At 73.8% G+C, this 16,001-nt stretch carries 16 protein-coding genes; 9 read left to right on the top strand and 7 right to left on the bottom strand.

Annotated elements, in window-relative coordinates:
- Positions 1-9: 9 nt before the first annotated feature.
- From ACN27G_RS16110 to ccsA, 6 genes are read right to left on the bottom strand one after another with little or no spacing between them, the layout of a single operon-like run.
- Entirely contained in the window at positions 10-1,041 is a 1,032-nt protein-coding gene (locus tag ACN27G_RS16110; RefSeq protein WP_421493629.1) for a cytochrome c-type biogenesis protein CcmH, read from the bottom strand.
- The gene (locus tag ACN27G_RS16105) at positions 1,038-1,667 is read right to left on the bottom strand and encodes a TlpA family protein disulfide reductase (RefSeq protein WP_421493628.1); all 630 of its coding nucleotides are present in this window, start codon (positions 1,665-1,667) and stop codon (positions 1,038-1,040) included. The genes ACN27G_RS16110 and ACN27G_RS16105 overlap by 4 nt, the downstream gene beginning before the upstream one ends.
- Positions 1,664-3,775, bottom strand: a complete 2,112-nt coding sequence (locus ACN27G_RS16100; RefSeq protein ID WP_421493627.1) for a heme lyase CcmF/NrfE family subunit — start codon at positions 3,773-3,775, stop codon at positions 1,664-1,666. Before ACN27G_RS16100 ends, ACN27G_RS16105 begins: the two co-directional genes overlap by 4 nt.
- A complete protein-coding gene (locus tag ACN27G_RS16095; RefSeq protein WP_421493626.1) occupies positions 3,772-4,179 on the bottom strand; it encodes a cytochrome c maturation protein CcmE in 408 nt (135 codons plus the stop codon). The genes ACN27G_RS16100 and ACN27G_RS16095 overlap by 4 nt, the downstream gene beginning before the upstream one ends.
- Complete coding sequence (locus tag ACN27G_RS16090) at positions 4,176-4,403, bottom strand: hypothetical protein (protein ID WP_421493625.1); 228 nt, start codon at positions 4,401-4,403, stop codon at positions 4,176-4,178. The genes ACN27G_RS16095 and ACN27G_RS16090 overlap by 4 nt, the downstream gene beginning before the upstream one ends.
- On the bottom strand, positions 4,400-5,305 hold the full coding sequence (gene ccsA, locus ACN27G_RS16085; RefSeq protein ID WP_421493624.1) for a cytochrome c biogenesis protein CcsA: 906 nt from the start codon (positions 5,303-5,305) through the stop codon (positions 4,400-4,402). The genes ACN27G_RS16090 and ccsA overlap by 4 nt, the downstream gene beginning before the upstream one ends.
- A gap of 119 nt (positions 5,306-5,424) precedes the next feature.
- Here ccsA and ACN27G_RS16080 point away from each other — a divergent pair, with 119 nt between their 5' ends.
- The 9 genes from ACN27G_RS16080 to ACN27G_RS16040 are packed head-to-tail and all read left to right on the top strand — an operon-like array spanning position 5,425 to position 14,346.
- Positions 5,425-6,432, top strand: coding sequence for a cytochrome c oxidase subunit II (locus ACN27G_RS16080; protein ID WP_421493623.1), 1,008 nt, complete (start codon positions 5,425-5,427; stop codon positions 6,430-6,432).
- 12 nt (positions 6,433-6,444) lie between these two features.
- On the top strand, positions 6,445-8,370 hold the full coding sequence (gene ctaD / locus ACN27G_RS16075) for a cytochrome c oxidase subunit I (protein WP_421493622.1): 1,926 nt from the start codon (positions 6,445-6,447) through the stop codon (positions 8,368-8,370).
- Positions 8,367-8,987, top strand: coding sequence for a cytochrome c oxidase subunit 3 (locus ACN27G_RS16070; RefSeq protein ID WP_421493621.1), 621 nt, complete (start codon positions 8,367-8,369; stop codon positions 8,985-8,987). The genes ctaD and ACN27G_RS16070 overlap by 4 nt, the downstream gene beginning before the upstream one ends.
- Positions 8,987-9,385, top strand: a complete 399-nt coding sequence (locus ACN27G_RS16065; RefSeq protein ID WP_421493620.1) for a hypothetical protein — start codon at positions 8,987-8,989, stop codon at positions 9,383-9,385. Before ACN27G_RS16070 ends, ACN27G_RS16065 begins: the two co-directional genes overlap by 1 nt.
- Positions 9,373-10,356, top strand: a complete 984-nt coding sequence (locus ACN27G_RS16060) for a cytochrome c oxidase assembly protein (protein ID WP_421493619.1) — start codon at positions 9,373-9,375, stop codon at positions 10,354-10,356. The genes ACN27G_RS16065 and ACN27G_RS16060 overlap by 13 nt, the downstream gene beginning before the upstream one ends.
- On the top strand, positions 10,353-10,748 hold the full coding sequence (locus tag ACN27G_RS16055) for a c-type cytochrome (RefSeq protein ID WP_421493618.1): 396 nt from the start codon (positions 10,353-10,355) through the stop codon (positions 10,746-10,748). The genes ACN27G_RS16060 and ACN27G_RS16055 overlap by 4 nt, the downstream gene beginning before the upstream one ends.
- A 13-nt stretch (positions 10,749-10,761) precedes the next feature.
- Complete coding sequence (locus tag ACN27G_RS16050) at positions 10,762-11,739, top strand: c-type cytochrome (RefSeq protein WP_421493617.1); 978 nt, start codon at positions 10,762-10,764, stop codon at positions 11,737-11,739.
- Between the two features lie 22 nt (positions 11,740-11,761).
- Positions 11,762-12,628, top strand: coding sequence for a ubiquinol-cytochrome c reductase iron-sulfur subunit (locus ACN27G_RS16045; RefSeq protein WP_421493616.1), 867 nt, complete (start codon positions 11,762-11,764; stop codon positions 12,626-12,628).
- Entirely contained in the window at positions 12,625-14,346 is a 1,722-nt protein-coding gene (locus ACN27G_RS16040) for a cytochrome b (RefSeq protein WP_421493615.1), read from the top strand. Before ACN27G_RS16045 ends, ACN27G_RS16040 begins: the two co-directional genes overlap by 4 nt.
- Before the next feature lie 42 nt (positions 14,347-14,388).
- Here the strand turns inward: ACN27G_RS16040 and hpnR are convergent, their stop codons facing one another.
- Positions 14,389-15,924, bottom strand: a complete 1,536-nt coding sequence (gene hpnR, locus ACN27G_RS16035) for a hopanoid C-3 methylase HpnR (RefSeq protein WP_421493614.1) — start codon at positions 15,922-15,924, stop codon at positions 14,389-14,391.
- Positions 15,925-16,001: the final 77 nt, after the last annotated feature.

The raw sequence follows: 16,001 nt of genomic DNA, 5'->3' as shown, positions 1-16,001 counted from the left end.
GCGCGGGGGTCAGCCGGTGTCGAGGAGCCGGCGGATCTCGGCCGCAGCGGGATGCCCGGGTGCCCGGACGAGAAACCGGCGCAGCGTCGCGGACGCCGTTTTCGGGTCGCTGCGCCGTTGGGCGAGCCCCAGGATCAGGAGGCCGTCCGGTGTGTCGGGATGGTCGGCCAGCACCGCCTGGGCGAGCCGCGCGGCCTCGGCGGCCTGCCCGAGCCGGATCAACGTGAACGCCAGCCGCAGCCGGACCTCGGCGGACGGGCGCTGCTCCAGCACCGTCCGGTAGACCTGCGCCGCCGTCGCGTAGTGTCCCCGCGACTCCAGCGACCGGGCCAGGATCAGCTGGCCGGCTGTCGGATCGGCGGGTCCGGGGCTGGGCGGGACAGCAGGGTGCGCGGCGCGGTGAGCCGGTGGTGCGGCCAGGGCGACGGCGCCGACCAGCGCGAGCACCACGACCGCGCCGACGCTCCAGAGCCGGCCACCGCGATCGGGCATCCGGCGGTCCCGGGGCCGGGAGCCAGTCCGGGGCCGGGAGCCAGTCCGGGGCCGGGAGCCAGTCCGGGGCCGGGAGCCAGTCCAGGGCCGGGAGCCAGCCCAGGGTCCGGGGCCGGCCCGGCGGCCCGGGGTTCGCCGGCCGGACGCGGCGGTGCCGGGGCGGCGGGACCGGAACCGGGCGTACCCGGCCGGCACCACCAGCCCCGTCAACGCCAGGGCCGGAGCGGTCCAGAGCAGCAGCCCCCAACCTCGGGCCGGCGGTGCGGCCAGCACCTCCGTGCCGTAGCGGTCGACGAGGTAGGCCCGGATCTCCTCCGGGCCGCGTCCCTCCCGGAGCTGGCCGGCGATCACCTCCCGCATGGCGGCGGCGATCGGCGACCGGGAGTCGGCCACCGACTCTCCCTGACAGGCGGGGCAGCGCAGTCCGGCGGCGAGGCGCCGGGCCGGATCGTCCTCGCCGCCGGCCGCCACGGAACGCCAGGCACCGGCCAGGGCGCCGGCGATCAGGATCGTCAGCCCTGCCGTGACCGCGAGCCGGCGGAGCCTCACGGGCCCAGCAGCGGCGCCAGCCGCTCGTCGAGCCAGCGGGCCGTCACCGGGCCGATCATCCGGTCGACGATCCGGCCGTGCCGGTCCAGCAGGAACGTCTCCGGCACGCCGCGTACCCCCCAGTCGACGGCCGTGCTGCCCGCCGGGTCCGGAAGCACGGCCAGGTCCCGCGCGCCGGTCCGTTCGAGCAGCGCGCGGAGGGCCACCTCGCTGTCCCGGACGGCCAGCCCGACCAGCCGGAGGTCCCGTCCCGACCACCGGCGTCCGGCGTCGACCAGCAGCGGCAACTCGTCCTGACACGGGCCGCACCAGGACGCGAAGACGTTGACGAGTACCACCTGACCGCGTAGCTCGGCGAGGTCGAACGGTTCGCCGTCGAGGGTCCGTCCGGCGAGCCCCGGCGCGTCCGCGACCGGACGGCCCGACCCGGCCGCCGGGTCGCCCCCGTTGCCTCCCGCCGCCGTGCCGACCGCCGCCACGACGACGGCCACCAGGGCGAGGGCGGCGACCAGACCGATCACCGGGACCGGACCGTACGCCAGCCGCAGGGTCGGCTTCCGACGGCGCCGCCCGGAAGGGCGCAACGCCGGCCGGCGCCGTCGGAGCCGCCCGATCACCCCGATCATCCGGGCTCGCTTCCGGCGGCGGACCCCGCCACCGGCCCGTCCTCCCGGCCGGCGGCGGCAGCTCGTCCGGACCGGACCGCGGTGCCGGCCGCCGGGACGTCGGGTCGGTCGGTCGGGCCGGCGGCGACGGGCTCCCGTCCCGCCCGGCGGTGCGCCGCCCGCACCCGCCGGGGCAGCCGGAGCCCCGTCCCGAGGGCGAGTAGGCCACCGAGGGCACAGAACAGCCCGCCGACCCAGATCAGCGCGACCATCGGGTTGACCGCCAGCCGGACCGTGGCGGAACGACCGTCGGCCGAGACCGCGAGCAGGGTGGCGTAGGTGTCCCGGAACGGCCCCGACCGGATGGCGGGGCGGCTCACCGTCGTGTCGTGCTGCGGGTGGTACCTCAGTTGCGGCACCAGCGTGCCGGCCGGCCGGTCGGCCGGACCGAGCGCCAGCCGGGCCCGGACCGTCATGCCGGCGCCGGTCTGGACCCGGTCGACCGAGGTCAGCCGTACGCTGGCCGCCGACAGCCGAAGCGTCTCGCCGACCGGAAGCTGCCGTTCCGTGGCCACGGTGTAGGCCGACGAGGCGGCGACCCCGGCGGCGACGAGCGCGATTCCGGCGTGTGCCAGGGCGCCGCCGACCCGGGGCCACCGCCGGATCCGGCGCTGCGCAGCGTCGCCGTGCCGCCCCCGGCACAGTGCGGCGACCGTCGCGGCGAGCGAGAAACCCGCGCAGCCGAAGGCGGCCAACGCCATGGGACCGGGACGGCTCGCCAGACCGACCGCCGCGACGACGGCCAGGCCGGCGGCGGCCGGACCGAGAACCCGGCGGGCGGTCTCGGCGGGGCGTGCACCGGTCGGCGGCAGCAGAACGGCGAGGCCCATCAGCGTCAGCAGGGCGATCGACAGGGGGACCGCCGTGCGGTGGTAGTACACCGGTCCGACCGCGACGGCGGTGCCGGAGACGGCCTCGGCGATCGGTGGAAAGACGGTGCCGACCAGCACCACCGTGGCGATGGTGCTCAGCAGGATCCGGTTGCCCAGCAGCGCCGTGGCCCGGGACAGCGGCGGAGCTGTCCCTGCCGCGTCGGGGCGCGGCAGGGTTGCCTCCGTCGGATCCGGTGTGGACCCGGCCCGCCAACCGATCAGGACCACGGTGGCGGTCGCCACGAGCAGCAGAAAGCCGAGGAGCATGGGACCGAGCGGCGACTCGGTGAAGGCGTGCACGCTGGCAACCACGCCGGACCGGGTCAGGAAGGTGCCGGCCAGGACGAGGAGGAAACTGGCGCAGGCCAGGGCCGCCGGCCAACCGACCCGGGCCGGACCACGGCGGGTGAGCAGCGTGTGCAGGAATGCCGTGGCGGTCAGCCAGGGCAGCAGGGAGGCGTTCTCCACCGGGTCCCAGGCCCAGTAGCCGCCCCAGCCGAGGACCGCGTACGACCACCAGGCGCCGAGCAGGATGCCGGCGGTGAGCAGCGCCCAGGCCAGCAGCGTCCAGCGCCGTGCCGGGCCCGCCCAGTTCCGGCCGCTCCGGCCCGCCAACAGTCCGGCGATGGCGTAGCCGAAGGGGACGACCAGCCCGACGTAGCCGGCGTAGAGCAGCGGCGGGTGCCACCCCATCGCCGGATGCTCCCGCAGCAGCGGGTTGGGCCCGGGTCCGTCGGCCGGCACCGGCGAAACCGGGTGGAAGGGGTTGGCGGCGAAGTACGACAGCGCGAAGAAGAAGACGGCGACCAGGCTGACCACGCTCATCGCCCAGTGATGCAGTCGCCGGTCGCCGGCGGGTGCGGTGCGGGCGAGCAGGCCGGCGTAGCCGGCGAGGATCACCAGCCAGAGCAGCAGCGAACCGTCCAGCGCCGACCACAGGCTGGTGAAGGTGTAGTACGGCGACACGTCACGGCCGCCGTTCTCGGCGACGAACCGCAGACCGAAGTCGTGCCGCAGCAGCGCCCATTCCAGGGCGCCGAACGCACCGAGCGCGGCGAGCAGCCCGGCCCCGGTGGCGAGCCGGGCGGGCCGGACGGGCGTTGCCGGGATCAGTGCGAGACGCAGCCAGAGCAGCGTCGCCGCCACGGAGGCGGCGAGGCCGGCCCCGAGCGACCAGGTGCCGAGTTGACCGGTCACCGGGCCGTCCCGGACGGAGCCGCTTCCGCCGGTCGGTAGTCGTTGCCGTGCCTGACGAGTATCTGGTCGGCGTGGAAGACGCCGTCGGTGCCGAGAACGCCCTCGACGACCGCGTCCCGGCCGGCGCGGAACGCCTCCGGCGGCACGCCCCGCTGTCGTACCGTGATCTCCCGCCCCTCCGAGGCGAGCCGGAACACGGTCTCCCCGCCCTCGTGCCGGACCGAACCCGGCACCACGGCCCCGCCCAGCCGGGTCCGGGAGAGCAGGGCGTCCGGATCGGCTGCCAGTTCCGCCGGGGTGCGGTAGTAGCTGAGGGCGCCCTGGAAACCGGCGTAGACCAGCACTCCGGTGCCGGTGAGCACGGCCGCCGACAGGGCGAGGCGGGCGCGGGTCGGCCGGATCACCCTGCCTCCCGGGCCGCCGGCCCGACGATGTCGGAGTGCGGTGCGGCGTGGGGGAGCGGTGCCGTGTGGGGAAGCGGTGCCGTGTGGGGGAGCGGTGTGGTGCCGGAGCGGGGTGTGCCGGTGGGCCGGGGCGGGCGCGGCCGGGCACCGCTCCACCGGATGGCCCAGGCGGCGGTCGCGGCTGTCAGGCCGACACCGGCGAGCACGGCGGTCCAGCCGGTCATCCGGCCCGCACCACACTCGACGCCGACGTGGGTGCTGGTAGCGGTGGCGGTGGAGTCGAGCCTGATGGTGGCGTGCGGCGGGGGAGTGCGGGTTCCAGCGTCGCGAGACGACGTAGGAAGATCCAGATCGCGGCGACGGTGAAGGCGGCCAGGCTCAGTCCCAGGGCGGCCGCCATCAGCGGGTCGATGGGTGGGCGTTCGGGGGCGAGGATCGTGGCGGGCTGGTGCAGGGACCGCCACCACACGACGGAGAAGTGCACCAGCGGCACCAGCGCGAAGCCCGCCATCCCGATGACCGCGGCGATCCGTGCGCTCCGGTGCGCCCCCGGGCCGCCGGCCCGGGCGGGGCCGGGATGGAGGGACTGCCGGGCCGCCAGGTAACCGAGGTAGACGATCAGGAGCAGGGCGGTGCTGACGAGCCTCGGGTCCCAGGCCCACCAGGTACCCCAGACCGCCCGGCCCCAGACGGCGCCGAGCGCGATGGTCAGTGCGGTGAGTCCGACGCCGAGTTCGGCGGCGGCCCGGGCGCAGCGGTCCCACCGCAGGTCGTGGGTGGCGAGGTAACCGAGGCTGGCGGCGAGGACGGCGGCGAAGGCAAGGTAGGCGGTCCAGGCGGCCGGCACGTGCAGGTACATCAGCCGCTGGGCGTCACCCTGCAGCGCGTCCGGCGGGGCGATCAGCAGTCCCGCCGCGGCGGCGGCACCGGTCAGGCCGGCGGCCAGCCAGCCGAGGCTCCGCCGGCCACCGGCCGCCCGCCGGTCACCGGCCGCCCGCCGGTCACCGGCCGCCCGCCGGTCGCTGACGGTGGAGGTCGGGGACGTGCCGCGCCGCTGGCCGGTGCCGGCAACCCGGCCGGTGCCGGCAGTCCGGGCGGTGCCGGGCACCGGTCGAGGAAGGTCCACGAGCCCGATGATGCAGGAGTGAGAGGTGACTCGATAGCTAAATAGCGAAATAGACCACCTGTCGTATTTGCCTGGTTAGGCTGGCTCGCAGCCTGGACGAGCGGAGGTGGTGACCGGTGATGGGCAGGAAGCCCGCCGCCCACCGCCGGTGGCTTCTCGTCCCGGCCGCCGTCGTCCTGCTCCCGCTGGTCTCCGCGTGCGCCGGCAGCGCACCCTCCACACTCGACCCGGCGGGGACGGGAGCGCGCCGGTTGGAGGGCTTCTGGTGGTTGCTGTTCTGGATCTCGGTGGCGGTCTTCGTGGAGGTCATGGCCCTGCTGGCCTGGGCGCTGGTGTTCCGCAGCCGGGCCGGCCGGGTCAACCGCTCCGACCCGATCCGCTTCGTCGTCGTCGCCGGTGCCGGCCTGCCCTTCGTGGTACTGGTGGCCGTCTACGGCATCGGGCTACGTGATCTCGCGGCGCTCGGACCGCCGGACGAGCCGCCCGCCGTCACGGTCGACGTGACCGGGCACAAGTGGTGGTGGGAGGTGCGCTACGCGGGCGTCGACGGCGCCACGGCCAACGAGATCCACATCCCCGTCGGGGAGGCGGTGCGGATCCGGCTGCGCACCGTCGACGTCCTGCACAGCTTCTGGGTGCCGCAACTGATGCCGAAGACCGACCTGATCGCCGGCGAGGTACGCGAGACCTGGCTCCGGGCGGAGCGGCCGGGGGAGTACCGCGGCCAGTGCGCGGAGTACTGCGGTCTCCAGCACGCGCACATGGCCTTTCTGGTGGTGGCCCGGCCGCGGGCCGACTTCGACGCCTGGCTGGGGCGGCTATCCACGCCGGCCCCGGCACCGGAGGGCGAGGCGGAGCAGCGCGGGCAGCAGGCGTTCCTGCAGAGCAGTTGCGTCGCCTGCCACACCGTCCGGGGGACTCCGGCCGGCGGCACCGTCGGGCCGGACCTCACCACCATCGGTTCCCGGTGGAGCCTCGGCGCCGGCGCGGCGCCGAACGACGGCGGGCACCTGGGCGGCTGGATCGTCAACTCCCAGACGATCAAGCCGGGCAACGCGATGCCGCCGCAACCGGTCGACGCGGCGGCCCTGCCGGATCTGATCGCCTACCTCGCGTCGTTGCGTTAGGAGCCGGAGACCATGTCGTCTCGCACCGCCGCACACGACGCCGTCGCCGAGGCGCGCGAGTCGTTGCAGCGGCACTGGGCGGAGCCGTCGACCCTGCGGGCCTGGCTCACCACCGTGGACCACAAGAAGATCGGGCGCCGCTATCTGGTCACCGCCGGGCTCTTCTTCGGCTTCGCCGGGATCAGCGCGCTCGCCATGCGTACGCAGTTGGCCGCCCCGGAGGCGCAGGTCCTGTCGCCGGGCGAGTACAACCAGCTCTTCAGCATGCACGGCACGGCGATGATCTTCCTCTTCTCGACGCCGATGCTCTTCGGGTTCGGCAACTTCCTGGTGCCGCTGATGCTCGGCACCCGGGACATGGCCTTCCCCCGGCTGAACGCCTTCGGCTACTGGGTGTTCCTCTTCTCCGGGCTCTTCATGTGGGCCAGCGTGCCGGCCGGGGTGGCGCCGAACGGCGGCTGGTTCGCGTACGTGCCGTTGACCGACGAGCGGAACACGCCCGGCCTGCACCTCGACGTCTACACGCTGGGGCTGCTCTTCCTCGGCATCTCCACCACGGCCGGCGCGATCAACTTCATCGTCACCGCGCTCAAGATGCGTGCGCCCGGGATGTCGTTGAACCGGGTGCCGATCTTCGTCTGGGCGATCGTCGCCACCTCGTTCATGGTGATCGTGGCCATCCCGGTGCTGAACCTCGACAACGCCATGCTCTTCCTGGACCGCCGCTTCGACACCCGCTTCTTCCAACCGGAGCACGGCGGGAACGTCCTGCTCTGGCAGCACCTCTTCTGGATCTTCGGTCACCCGGACGTCTACATCATCGTGATGCCCGCCCTCGGCATCGTCTCGTCGGTGCTGCCGGTCTTCTCCCGGCGCCCCATCGTCGGCTATCCCCTGATCGTCTTCTCGATCGTCGCCATCGCGGTCATCTCGTTCGGCGTCTGGGTGCACCACATGTTCGCCACCGGCCTGCCACAGCTGTCGTACTCGTTCTTCAGCGCCGCGAGCACGATCATCACCATCCCGTCGGGGCTGCAGATCTTCGCCTGGCTCGCCACCATGCTGCTCGGTCGGATCGTGCTGAGCGTGCCGTTCCTCTTCGTGCTCGGCTTCCTCGTCACCTTCGTCATCGGCGGCTTCACCGGGGTGATGTTCGCGTTCACCGCCTTCGACCAGCAGGTCACCGACAGCTACTTCGTGGTGGCGCACTTCCACTACGTCCTCTTCGGCGGTGCCGTCTTCCCCATCCTCGCCGGGATCTACTACTGGCTGCCCAAGATGACCGGGCGGATGTTCCACGCCGGCCTCGGTCGGTGGGCGTTCTGGCTGGTCTTCGTCGGCATGAACCTCACCTTCTTCCCGATGCACCTCGCCGGGCTGCTCGGCATGCCCCGCCGGGTCTACACCTATCCCGGCGGGCTCGGCTGGGACCCGTGGAACCTGGCCGCCACCGTCGGGGCGTACCTGCTCGCCGTCGGGCTGCTGCTGGTGGCGATCGGGGTGGTGCACGCGCTGCGCCGGGGGCAAGAGGCACCGGACGACCCGTGGGGCGGGGACACCCTGGAGTGGGCCACAAGTTCGCCGCCGAAGGCGTACAACTTCGCGGTGCTGCCCCGGGTGCACACCCTGCATCCGGTCTGGGATCCGCGGACCGCCGAGTCGATGGGGCCGGGCGCGACCGGGGACCGGATCCTGGCCGACGGGCACCGGGCACTCTTCACCAGCGAGTTCGACGGCCGCTACGAGCGGGCGGTGGAGATGCCGGAGCCGACGGTCCGGCCGCTGGTGACCGCGCTCGGCCTGCTCGTCCTCTTCGTCGGGCTGCTCTTCGCCTGGTACTGGGTCGCCGCCGCCGGCGGTGCCCTGGTCGCCGGCACGCTGGCCGCCTGGCTCTGGCCGCCCCGGCGTACGCCGGAGGAAGCGGGGCTGCCGGCATGACCATCCGGGACGCCCGCACGGCGATCCGCCCCTCGGCGCTCGCCACCGAGGAGCCGGTCGGCCGCTCGACCGCGTGGTGGGGGGTGATGCTCTTCATCACCACCGAGGGCACGGTCTTCGCCGCCCTGCTCGGGAGCTACTTCTATCTCCGGTTCCAGCAGGGCGGGCCGTGGCCGCCGGAGGGCATCCGGGAACCGGAACTCCTGCTGCCGCTGGTCATGACCGCGTTGCTGGTGCCGAGCAGCCTGCCGGTGCTCTGGGCCGAGGCCGGCATCCGGCGCGGCCGGCGCTGGCAGTTGCGCGCCGGGCTGCTCGCCACGCTGCTGATGGGTGGGACCTTTCTCGGCCTGCAGGGCCTGGAGTACTCCGAGAAGCTGCGGGAGTTCACCTTCACCAGCAACGCCTACGGGTCGCTCTTCTACTCGATCACCACCTTCCACGGTGCGCACGTCACCGTCGGGCTGCTCATGGTCTGCTGGCTGCTCGCCGGCTCGCTACAGGGCAGTTTCGGCGCCCAACGCCACGAACGGGTCCGGATCGTCGCCTTCTACTGGCACTTCGTCGACGCGGTCTGGGTGGCGATCCTCTTCACGATCTACCTCTCGCCGAGGTTGTGATGACGGAGCGACTGCCACCGCGTACCGCCCTGGTCGGCGGGCTGCTGCTCTGGTTCGCCGTACTCGGCGGCGTCGCCTTCTGGACCCTGCACGCGCTGGTCGCCTGGGCCGTCGACGAACTCACCTGCGCCGCCGGCCACGACAACCTCGCCGGGTTTCCGCTGAGCGGCGCGATCGCGCTGGCCGTACTCGTACCGGCGGCCGGTGCCGTCGCCGCGCTCGCCGTCTCGGTGCTCGCCTGGCGCCGTACCCGGTCCGACCTGCCCGAGGGCGGCCACCGGTCGGTGGGCCGGGCACACATGCTCGCCTTCGTCGGGCTCTGGCTCAACATGCTCGCGCTGGCCATGATCGCGTTGGGTGGCGTGGCCGCCCTGGTGCTGCCGCCATGTCAGCGGTGACCTGCTGGGCCGCGCCGGCCGTGCCGCTGGCCCACGGCGGCGCGGTGGCGGCGCAGGCGTGGACCAATCTCGGGCTGGTCACCACGCTCGCGCTGGTCGGCGCCGGATACGCCAGGGGGGTGCACGAGCTCTGGAGCCGGCGCGGGGTCGGCGCGGTCGTCGGCCGGTGGCGGGTCGGCTGCTTCGCCCTGGGGGTCGGCGCGGTGCTGGCCGCCTCGACCGGGCCGGTGCACGGGCTGGCCGCGCGCTCCTTCGCCGGGCACATGGCTCAGCACATGCTCCTGCTGGTGGTGGCCGGTCCGGCGCTGGCCGCCGCGGCGGTCGGGCTGCCCCTGGCACTGGCCGCGCCGAGGCGGCTGCGCCGGTACTGGGCGCGGTGGCGCGCGTCGACCGCCGGTGCCCGGATGCGCCGGCCCGGACCCGTCGCCCTGCTCGCCGGCACCCTGCACGGCGCCGTGCTCTGGGTGTGGCACCTGCCCACCCCCTACCGGCTGGCGGCGGAGAACACGCTCCTGCACCTGGTCGAGCACGTCTCCTTCGTGGTGGCGGCGGCGCTGCTCTGGTCGGTGGTGCTCGGCGCCGGCCGGCACCGGCTCGACGGCCCGGCCGCCGTGCTGCTGCTGGTCGGCACGATGCTGGTGGCCTCCGCACTCGGCGCGGCCCTCACCCTCGCACCCGGGCCCGTCTATCCGGTCGCCACCCTGACCCCCGAGGGCGGGGACCCGCTCACCGCGCAGCAGCTCGCCGGCCTGCTGATGTGGATCCCGATGGACGTGATCGTGCTGGCGGTGGCGGCGGTCGTCTTCCTGCGCTGGTTCTCCGGCCTGGACCGGCGCTCGCCGCGCGGACCGGCCCCGTTTCCGGATGGTGGCGTGGGCGGCAGCGGCGATCCGGGCACCGGCGCGATCGGCCGGCCCGAGCTGACCGAGGGTCCGCCGGTGGGTCCGGCGGCCGGGAGGGGCACCCGATGAACCGGACCGTCGTGGGCTGGTCCCGGTCGACGCTGCCGGCGGTGCTCGCCGCCGTGGCCACGCTCGCCGCGTGCGCTCGGGTACCGCCGCCGCCACCACCGGAGCTCCGGGAGGGCTACCCCGACCGGGGGGCGCGGCTGATCCAGGAGTACGGCTGCGGCAGCTGCCACGTCGTGCCGGGTGTGCGGCGGGCGGACGGTCTCGTGGGTCCGCCGCTGACCCGGTTCGGCGCCCGGTCCTACATCGCCGGTGCGCTGCCGAACAACGCGGAGAACCTGCAACGCTGGATCCAGGACCCGCAGTCGGTGGAGCCCGGCACGGCCATGCCCGATCTCGGGGTCACCGAGACCGACGCCCGGGACATCGCCGCCTACCTGTTCACCCTCGAGTGAGGCGGGGCACGGGGTGAAGGGGCGTACGACGACAGCGACGCTGACCACGGCGGGCCGGGACGGTGCCGGTGGTGCCGGCCGCCGCGTCCCCGGCACGCCGTCGCCGGTGGGCCGGCCGTACGGCCGGCGCCGCCTGGTGGTCGCCGCCGTGCTGGGCCTCGCCGCCGGCCCGGTGCCGCTGCCCGGGTACGCGGCCCCGGCCCCGACACCTCCGCCGGCCGCCACGTCGTCCCCTGCCGGCACCCCGGGTCCGGCCGGGTCGCCGGTGCCGCCGCCCTCGACGGGCGCACCGGGCCCGCCACCTTCGGCCGACCCATCCCCGGCGGATCCGACACCCTCGGTGGATCCGGCAGCAGCCCGGGGAGCGGAGCTCTACCTTCGCAGTTGCGCGAGTTGTCACGGGCCGGCGGGGCAGGGGAGCCAGCGGGCGCCCTCCCTGGTCGGTGTCGGTCCCGCCTCGGTGGACTTCCAGCTCAACACCGGCCGGATGCCGGTGCAGAGGGAGGTGGCCCAGGTACCGCACCGGGAGCCCGCCTTCGACGCCGAGGAGATCCGGGCGCTCGTCGCCCACGTGGCCAGCTTCGGCGGCGGCGGGCCGCAGATCCCGACCGTGGGCCCGGGTGACCTGCGGGAGGGCCGCGAGCTGTACCTGAGCACCTGTGCCGCCTGCCACTCCGCCACCGGGGTCGGCGCGACGTTGAGCAACGGATTCGTCGCTCCCTCGCTGGACCGGTCCAGCCCGATCCAGGTCGCCGAGGCGATCCGGGTCGGCCCCGGGCTGATGCCGGTCTTTCCGGAGAGCGTCCTGAGCCGGGAGCAGGTCGACGCGCTGGCCGGCTACGTCCAGGAGTTGCGCGGCGACCGGCTCGACCGGGGCGGTGCGTCACTGGGCCGGCTCGGTCCCACCACCGAGGGGCTGGTGGCCTGGGGGATCGGCCTGGTGCTGCTCGTCCTCGCCGCCCGCTGGCTCGGCTCCAGGGCCGGCGAGTGACCGTGCACCGCCGGGAGCTGCCGTGACCCGGACCGACCAGGAGAGCCGCCGCGAACGTGCCGCGTCCCGGGTCGTCGGCGCCGCGTTCGGCGTCAGCGCGCTCGGCGCGGCCGGGTTCGCCACCGTGTACGCCACCGGCGGGCAGACCCAGCTGGAAGGGGTCTCGCTGGCGGTCGCCTTCGCTGGACTCGCGGCCGGGCTGGGCGTCTGGGCCCGCCGGCTGCTCCCCGTCGGCGGCCACGTGGAGGAGCACGAGCCGTTCGACTCGCCCGCGTCCGAGCGGCAGCTCACCGACGAGGCGCTGCTCGGGCCGGAGAGCCCGGCACGCCGGAGTGGGCTGGTGGCCATGCTGGCGCTGGCGCTGGCCGCGCTGGGTGGGGCGGCCCTGTTTCCGCTCCGCTCCCTGCTGCCGTTCGACCGGGAGCGCCCGGTGCGGGCGCTGCGTACCACGCCCTGGGCCGCCGGCATCCGGCTGGTCCGCGCCGACGGCACCCCGGTACGCCCCGCCGAGGTCGTCGAGGGCACGCTGCTGACCGTCTTTCCCGAGGGGCACGAGGACCGGGGCGACGTACCGGCCTTCGCCGTCCGGCTGGACCCGGCCCGGTTCGCCGTACCGCCGCCCGGTGGGCAGGTCGACGGTGTCGTCGTCCACTCGCTGCTCTGCACCCATGCCGGCTGCCCGGTCGCCCTCTACATCCAGGAGACCGCCCGGATGCTCTGCCCCTGCCACCAGTCGAACTTCGACCTGCTGGCGGCGGCCCGCCCGATCGCCGGGCCGGCGGCCCGACCCCTGCCGGGGCTGCCGATCGCCGTGGACGCCGAGGGCTTTCTCGTCGCCACCGGCGACTTCACCGCCCCGCCCGGGCCCGGCTTCTGGAGCCTGAAGTGATCACACGCTGGCTCCTCCGGCGGGCGGCCCGGAGCGTCGACGACCGGTTGCGGACCGCGCCGGTACTCCGCAGGGCGCTCGCCAAGATCTTTCCGGACCACTGGTCGTTCATGCTCGGGGAGATCGCCCTCTACTCCTTCGTCGTCCTCGTGCTGACCGGGATCTTCCTGACCCTGTTCTTCGAGCCGAGCACCGCCGACACCGTCTACACCGGTTCGTTCGCGCCGATGGACGGCACCCGCACCTCCGCCGCGTACGCCTCGACGGTCCGGCTCAGCTTCGACGTCCGGGCCGGCCTGCTGATGCGGCAGACGCACCACTGGGCCGCGCTGCTCTTCGTCGCCGCGATCGTGCTCCACCTGCTGCGGATCTTCTTCACCGGCGCGTTCCGCCGGCCCCGCGAGATCAACTGGCTCATCGGGGTCACCATGCTGCTGCTGGCGATATTCAACGGCTTCACCGGCTACTCCCTCCCGGACGACCTGCTCTCCGGTACCGGCCTGCGGATCCTCTACTCGGTTGCCCAGTCGATCCCCGTGGTGGGCGCCTGGCTGGTCTTCCTCGCCGCCGGCGGGGAGTTTCCGACCGAGCACCTGGTGCCCCGGCTCTTCGTCACGCACGTGCTGCTCGTCCCCGCCGTGCTGGCCGCGCTGATCGCGGCGCACCTCGGCATCCTGATCAGACAGAAGCACAGCCAGTTCCCGGGCCCCGGTCGCACCGAGAACAACGTGGTCGGCTCGCGGTTCTGGCCCGGCTACACGGTGCGTACGCTCGCGCTCCTCGCCTGGGTCCTGGCGGTGACCTTCGCCCTCGGCGGGCTGGCGCAGATCAACCCGGTCTGGCTCTACGGGCCGTTCGCGCCGGCCCAGGCCACCTCGCCGGCCCAACCCGACTGGTACGTCGCCTGGGGCGACGGGGCGCTACGCCTCTTTCCCGCCGTCGACTTCCGGATCTTCGGCCATCTGGTGCCGTCGCCGTTCCTCCCCGGGGTGGTGTTCGGCGGGCTGACCTTCACCATCCTCTACCTCTGGCCGTTCCTGGACCGCCGCCGCGCGGGAAGCCGCCTCTCCCACCAGCTCCTCGACCCACCCCGCGACCATCCGGTGCGGCTCGGCACCGGCGTCGCCGTGCTGACCCTCTTCGCCGTGCTGCTCGTCGCCGCGGCCGACGACATCATCGCCAAGGTACTGCGGGTGCCGGTGCTGGACATCCTCTCCGTCCTCCGGGTGCTGGTGCTGGTGCTGCCGGTTCCGGCCGGCGTCGTCGCCTACCTCGTCGCCCGCACGCTCCGGGCCGGCGGTGCCCGGGGAGTCGGCGAGGTGAGCGACACAGACGTGCGGTCGGCGCTGCGGTCGGCACCGGGGACGCCCGGACCGCGGCACGGGCCGACCGGCGGCGGGCGGCCGGGCACGCCACCGGAGGACGGCGACCGGATCGAACTGTGGCGGGAACGGTCCGGGGTGTGGCGCTGGCAGTACCGGAGCAGCGTGATCACGCTCAACGGCAACCAGGCGTACCTGTCCCGCACGGAGGCTGCGCGGGCGGCGGAGACCGCGTACGGAGGGCTGCCGGTGCGGCAGGTGGAGCCGCCCGGCGCCCCGGCCGGCACGGCGAGCGGCTCGGTGCGGCGGGCGGGACGCGCGGCCGGTCGGGCCGGCTCCTACCTCGCCCTGCTGGTGCTCGCATTCCGGCGGGGGCGCCGGGACCGACGGGAGTGACCGCACGCCCGGCCGCGCGGTGCCGCCCCGCCGCCTTCGGTGTCACGCGGGGCGGTGCAGGTCGGGCAGGGCAACGGCGTCGGCGGCCGGCACGGTTCGCGCCGCCGACTCGCGGTCGGCGTGGATGTAGAGCTGCTTGCGGTCACGGGCTCCCACCGCCTGCGGCTTCGGCTCCGGAAGCCGGTACCGGACCGGGCGCTGGTGCTCCGCGTAGAGTCGTTCCGGGTTGTACACCCGGGAGAACCGCCAGAGCATCCTGGCGAAGTTGGTCTGCCCGTGCGCGAGGTGCCGGGCGACCAGCCCGGCGGTGCGGGCCAGCGCGACGACGCCGAGGTGCTTGCGGTTGATCACCGCCTGGGTGCGTACCAGCTCCCGGTAGAACTCCGGCAGCGGCAGCCGGGTGGGCATGACGGCGTGCTGGATGTCGAAGAGCCGGTAGTCGAAAGTGGTCAGCTTGCGCGACTCGGTGTGCCAGATCTCGGTGCCCGGGTACGGCGTCATCACCGACAGGTGGACGATTTCCGGTACGCTCAACGCCCATTCCCGAACCAGACGGAACTGTTCGCTGTCCCATTGTGGATCGACGATCAGATTGATGGCGACCGAGAGGCCGAGCTTTCTGGCCTGTTCCAGTGCTCTGATGTTCTCGTCCGGGCTGATGCGTTTACGGAAGAGGTCCAGTCCCTCGGCGTCCAGCGCCTCCATGCCGAGGAACATGTAGTTGAGGCCGAGTCGTTTCCACCGGGCGAACACCTCCGTGTTGCGCAGCAGTACGTCGGCCCGGGTCTCCAGGTAGTACTGCTTGCGGATCCGGCGGCGCTCCAGTTGGGCGGCGATGGCGTCGCCGTGCTCCGGGCGGATGAAGGCCACGTCGTCGACGATGAAGATCCCGGGCTCCCTGATCCTGGATATCTCGTCGGCCGCCACCTCCGGGGAGAGTCTGCGGTAGCTGCGGCCGTAGAAGGTCCAGGCCGAGCAGAAGGAACAGTCCCAGGGGCAGCCCCGGGTGAACTCGACCGAGGCCGCGGGGTCCAGCACCCCGATGAAGTAGCGGTTGCGGCGGCGGACGAGGTCCCGGGCCGGGCGCGGGGTGTCGATCGACTCCAGCAGCCGGGGCTGCGGACCGCGCCCCTGCGGGGTGACCGCGCCGGGCGCCTCGTGCGCGGCGCCGTCCCGGGCGGCGGCCAGCAGTGCCACGGTCCCGGTCTCCCCCTCGCCCCGCACGACGGCGTCGATCGCGCCGTCGGCCTGTTGCAGGACGTGGTCGGCGACGAACGAGACCGAGTGGCCGCCGACGAAGACGAAGGGCGGCCGTCGCCGCTTCTTGACCCAGCGGGCCAGGTCGATGACTTCGGGAACGTTCGCCAGGTAGTTGAGGCCGAATCCGACGGCGTCCGGTTCGAAATCCAGGTATTCCCTGGCCATCTCAGCCAGGCTGTGGGTCTGCAGATCGACGAGGCGCACCTCGTGGCCGGCGTCTCTTGTCGCCGCGGCCACGCACTCGAGCCCCAACGGTTCCAGCCGGAGAAACAATTCCGAATACATCAGGACGCTCGGATGCACCAACATGACTTTCATGTCATCCACCCCGTCCGGTCGGCGCCGATCCGCGACTTTTATCCTTACATACCCGACATGGGTGCGGGAGGTGAATG

It is taken from the genome of Plantactinospora sp. WMMB334 (assembly GCF_049179095.1).
Classification (GTDB): Bacteria; Actinomycetota; Actinomycetes; order Mycobacteriales; family Micromonosporaceae; genus Plantactinospora.
This window is presented reverse-complemented; position numbering and strand designations above follow the sequence as displayed.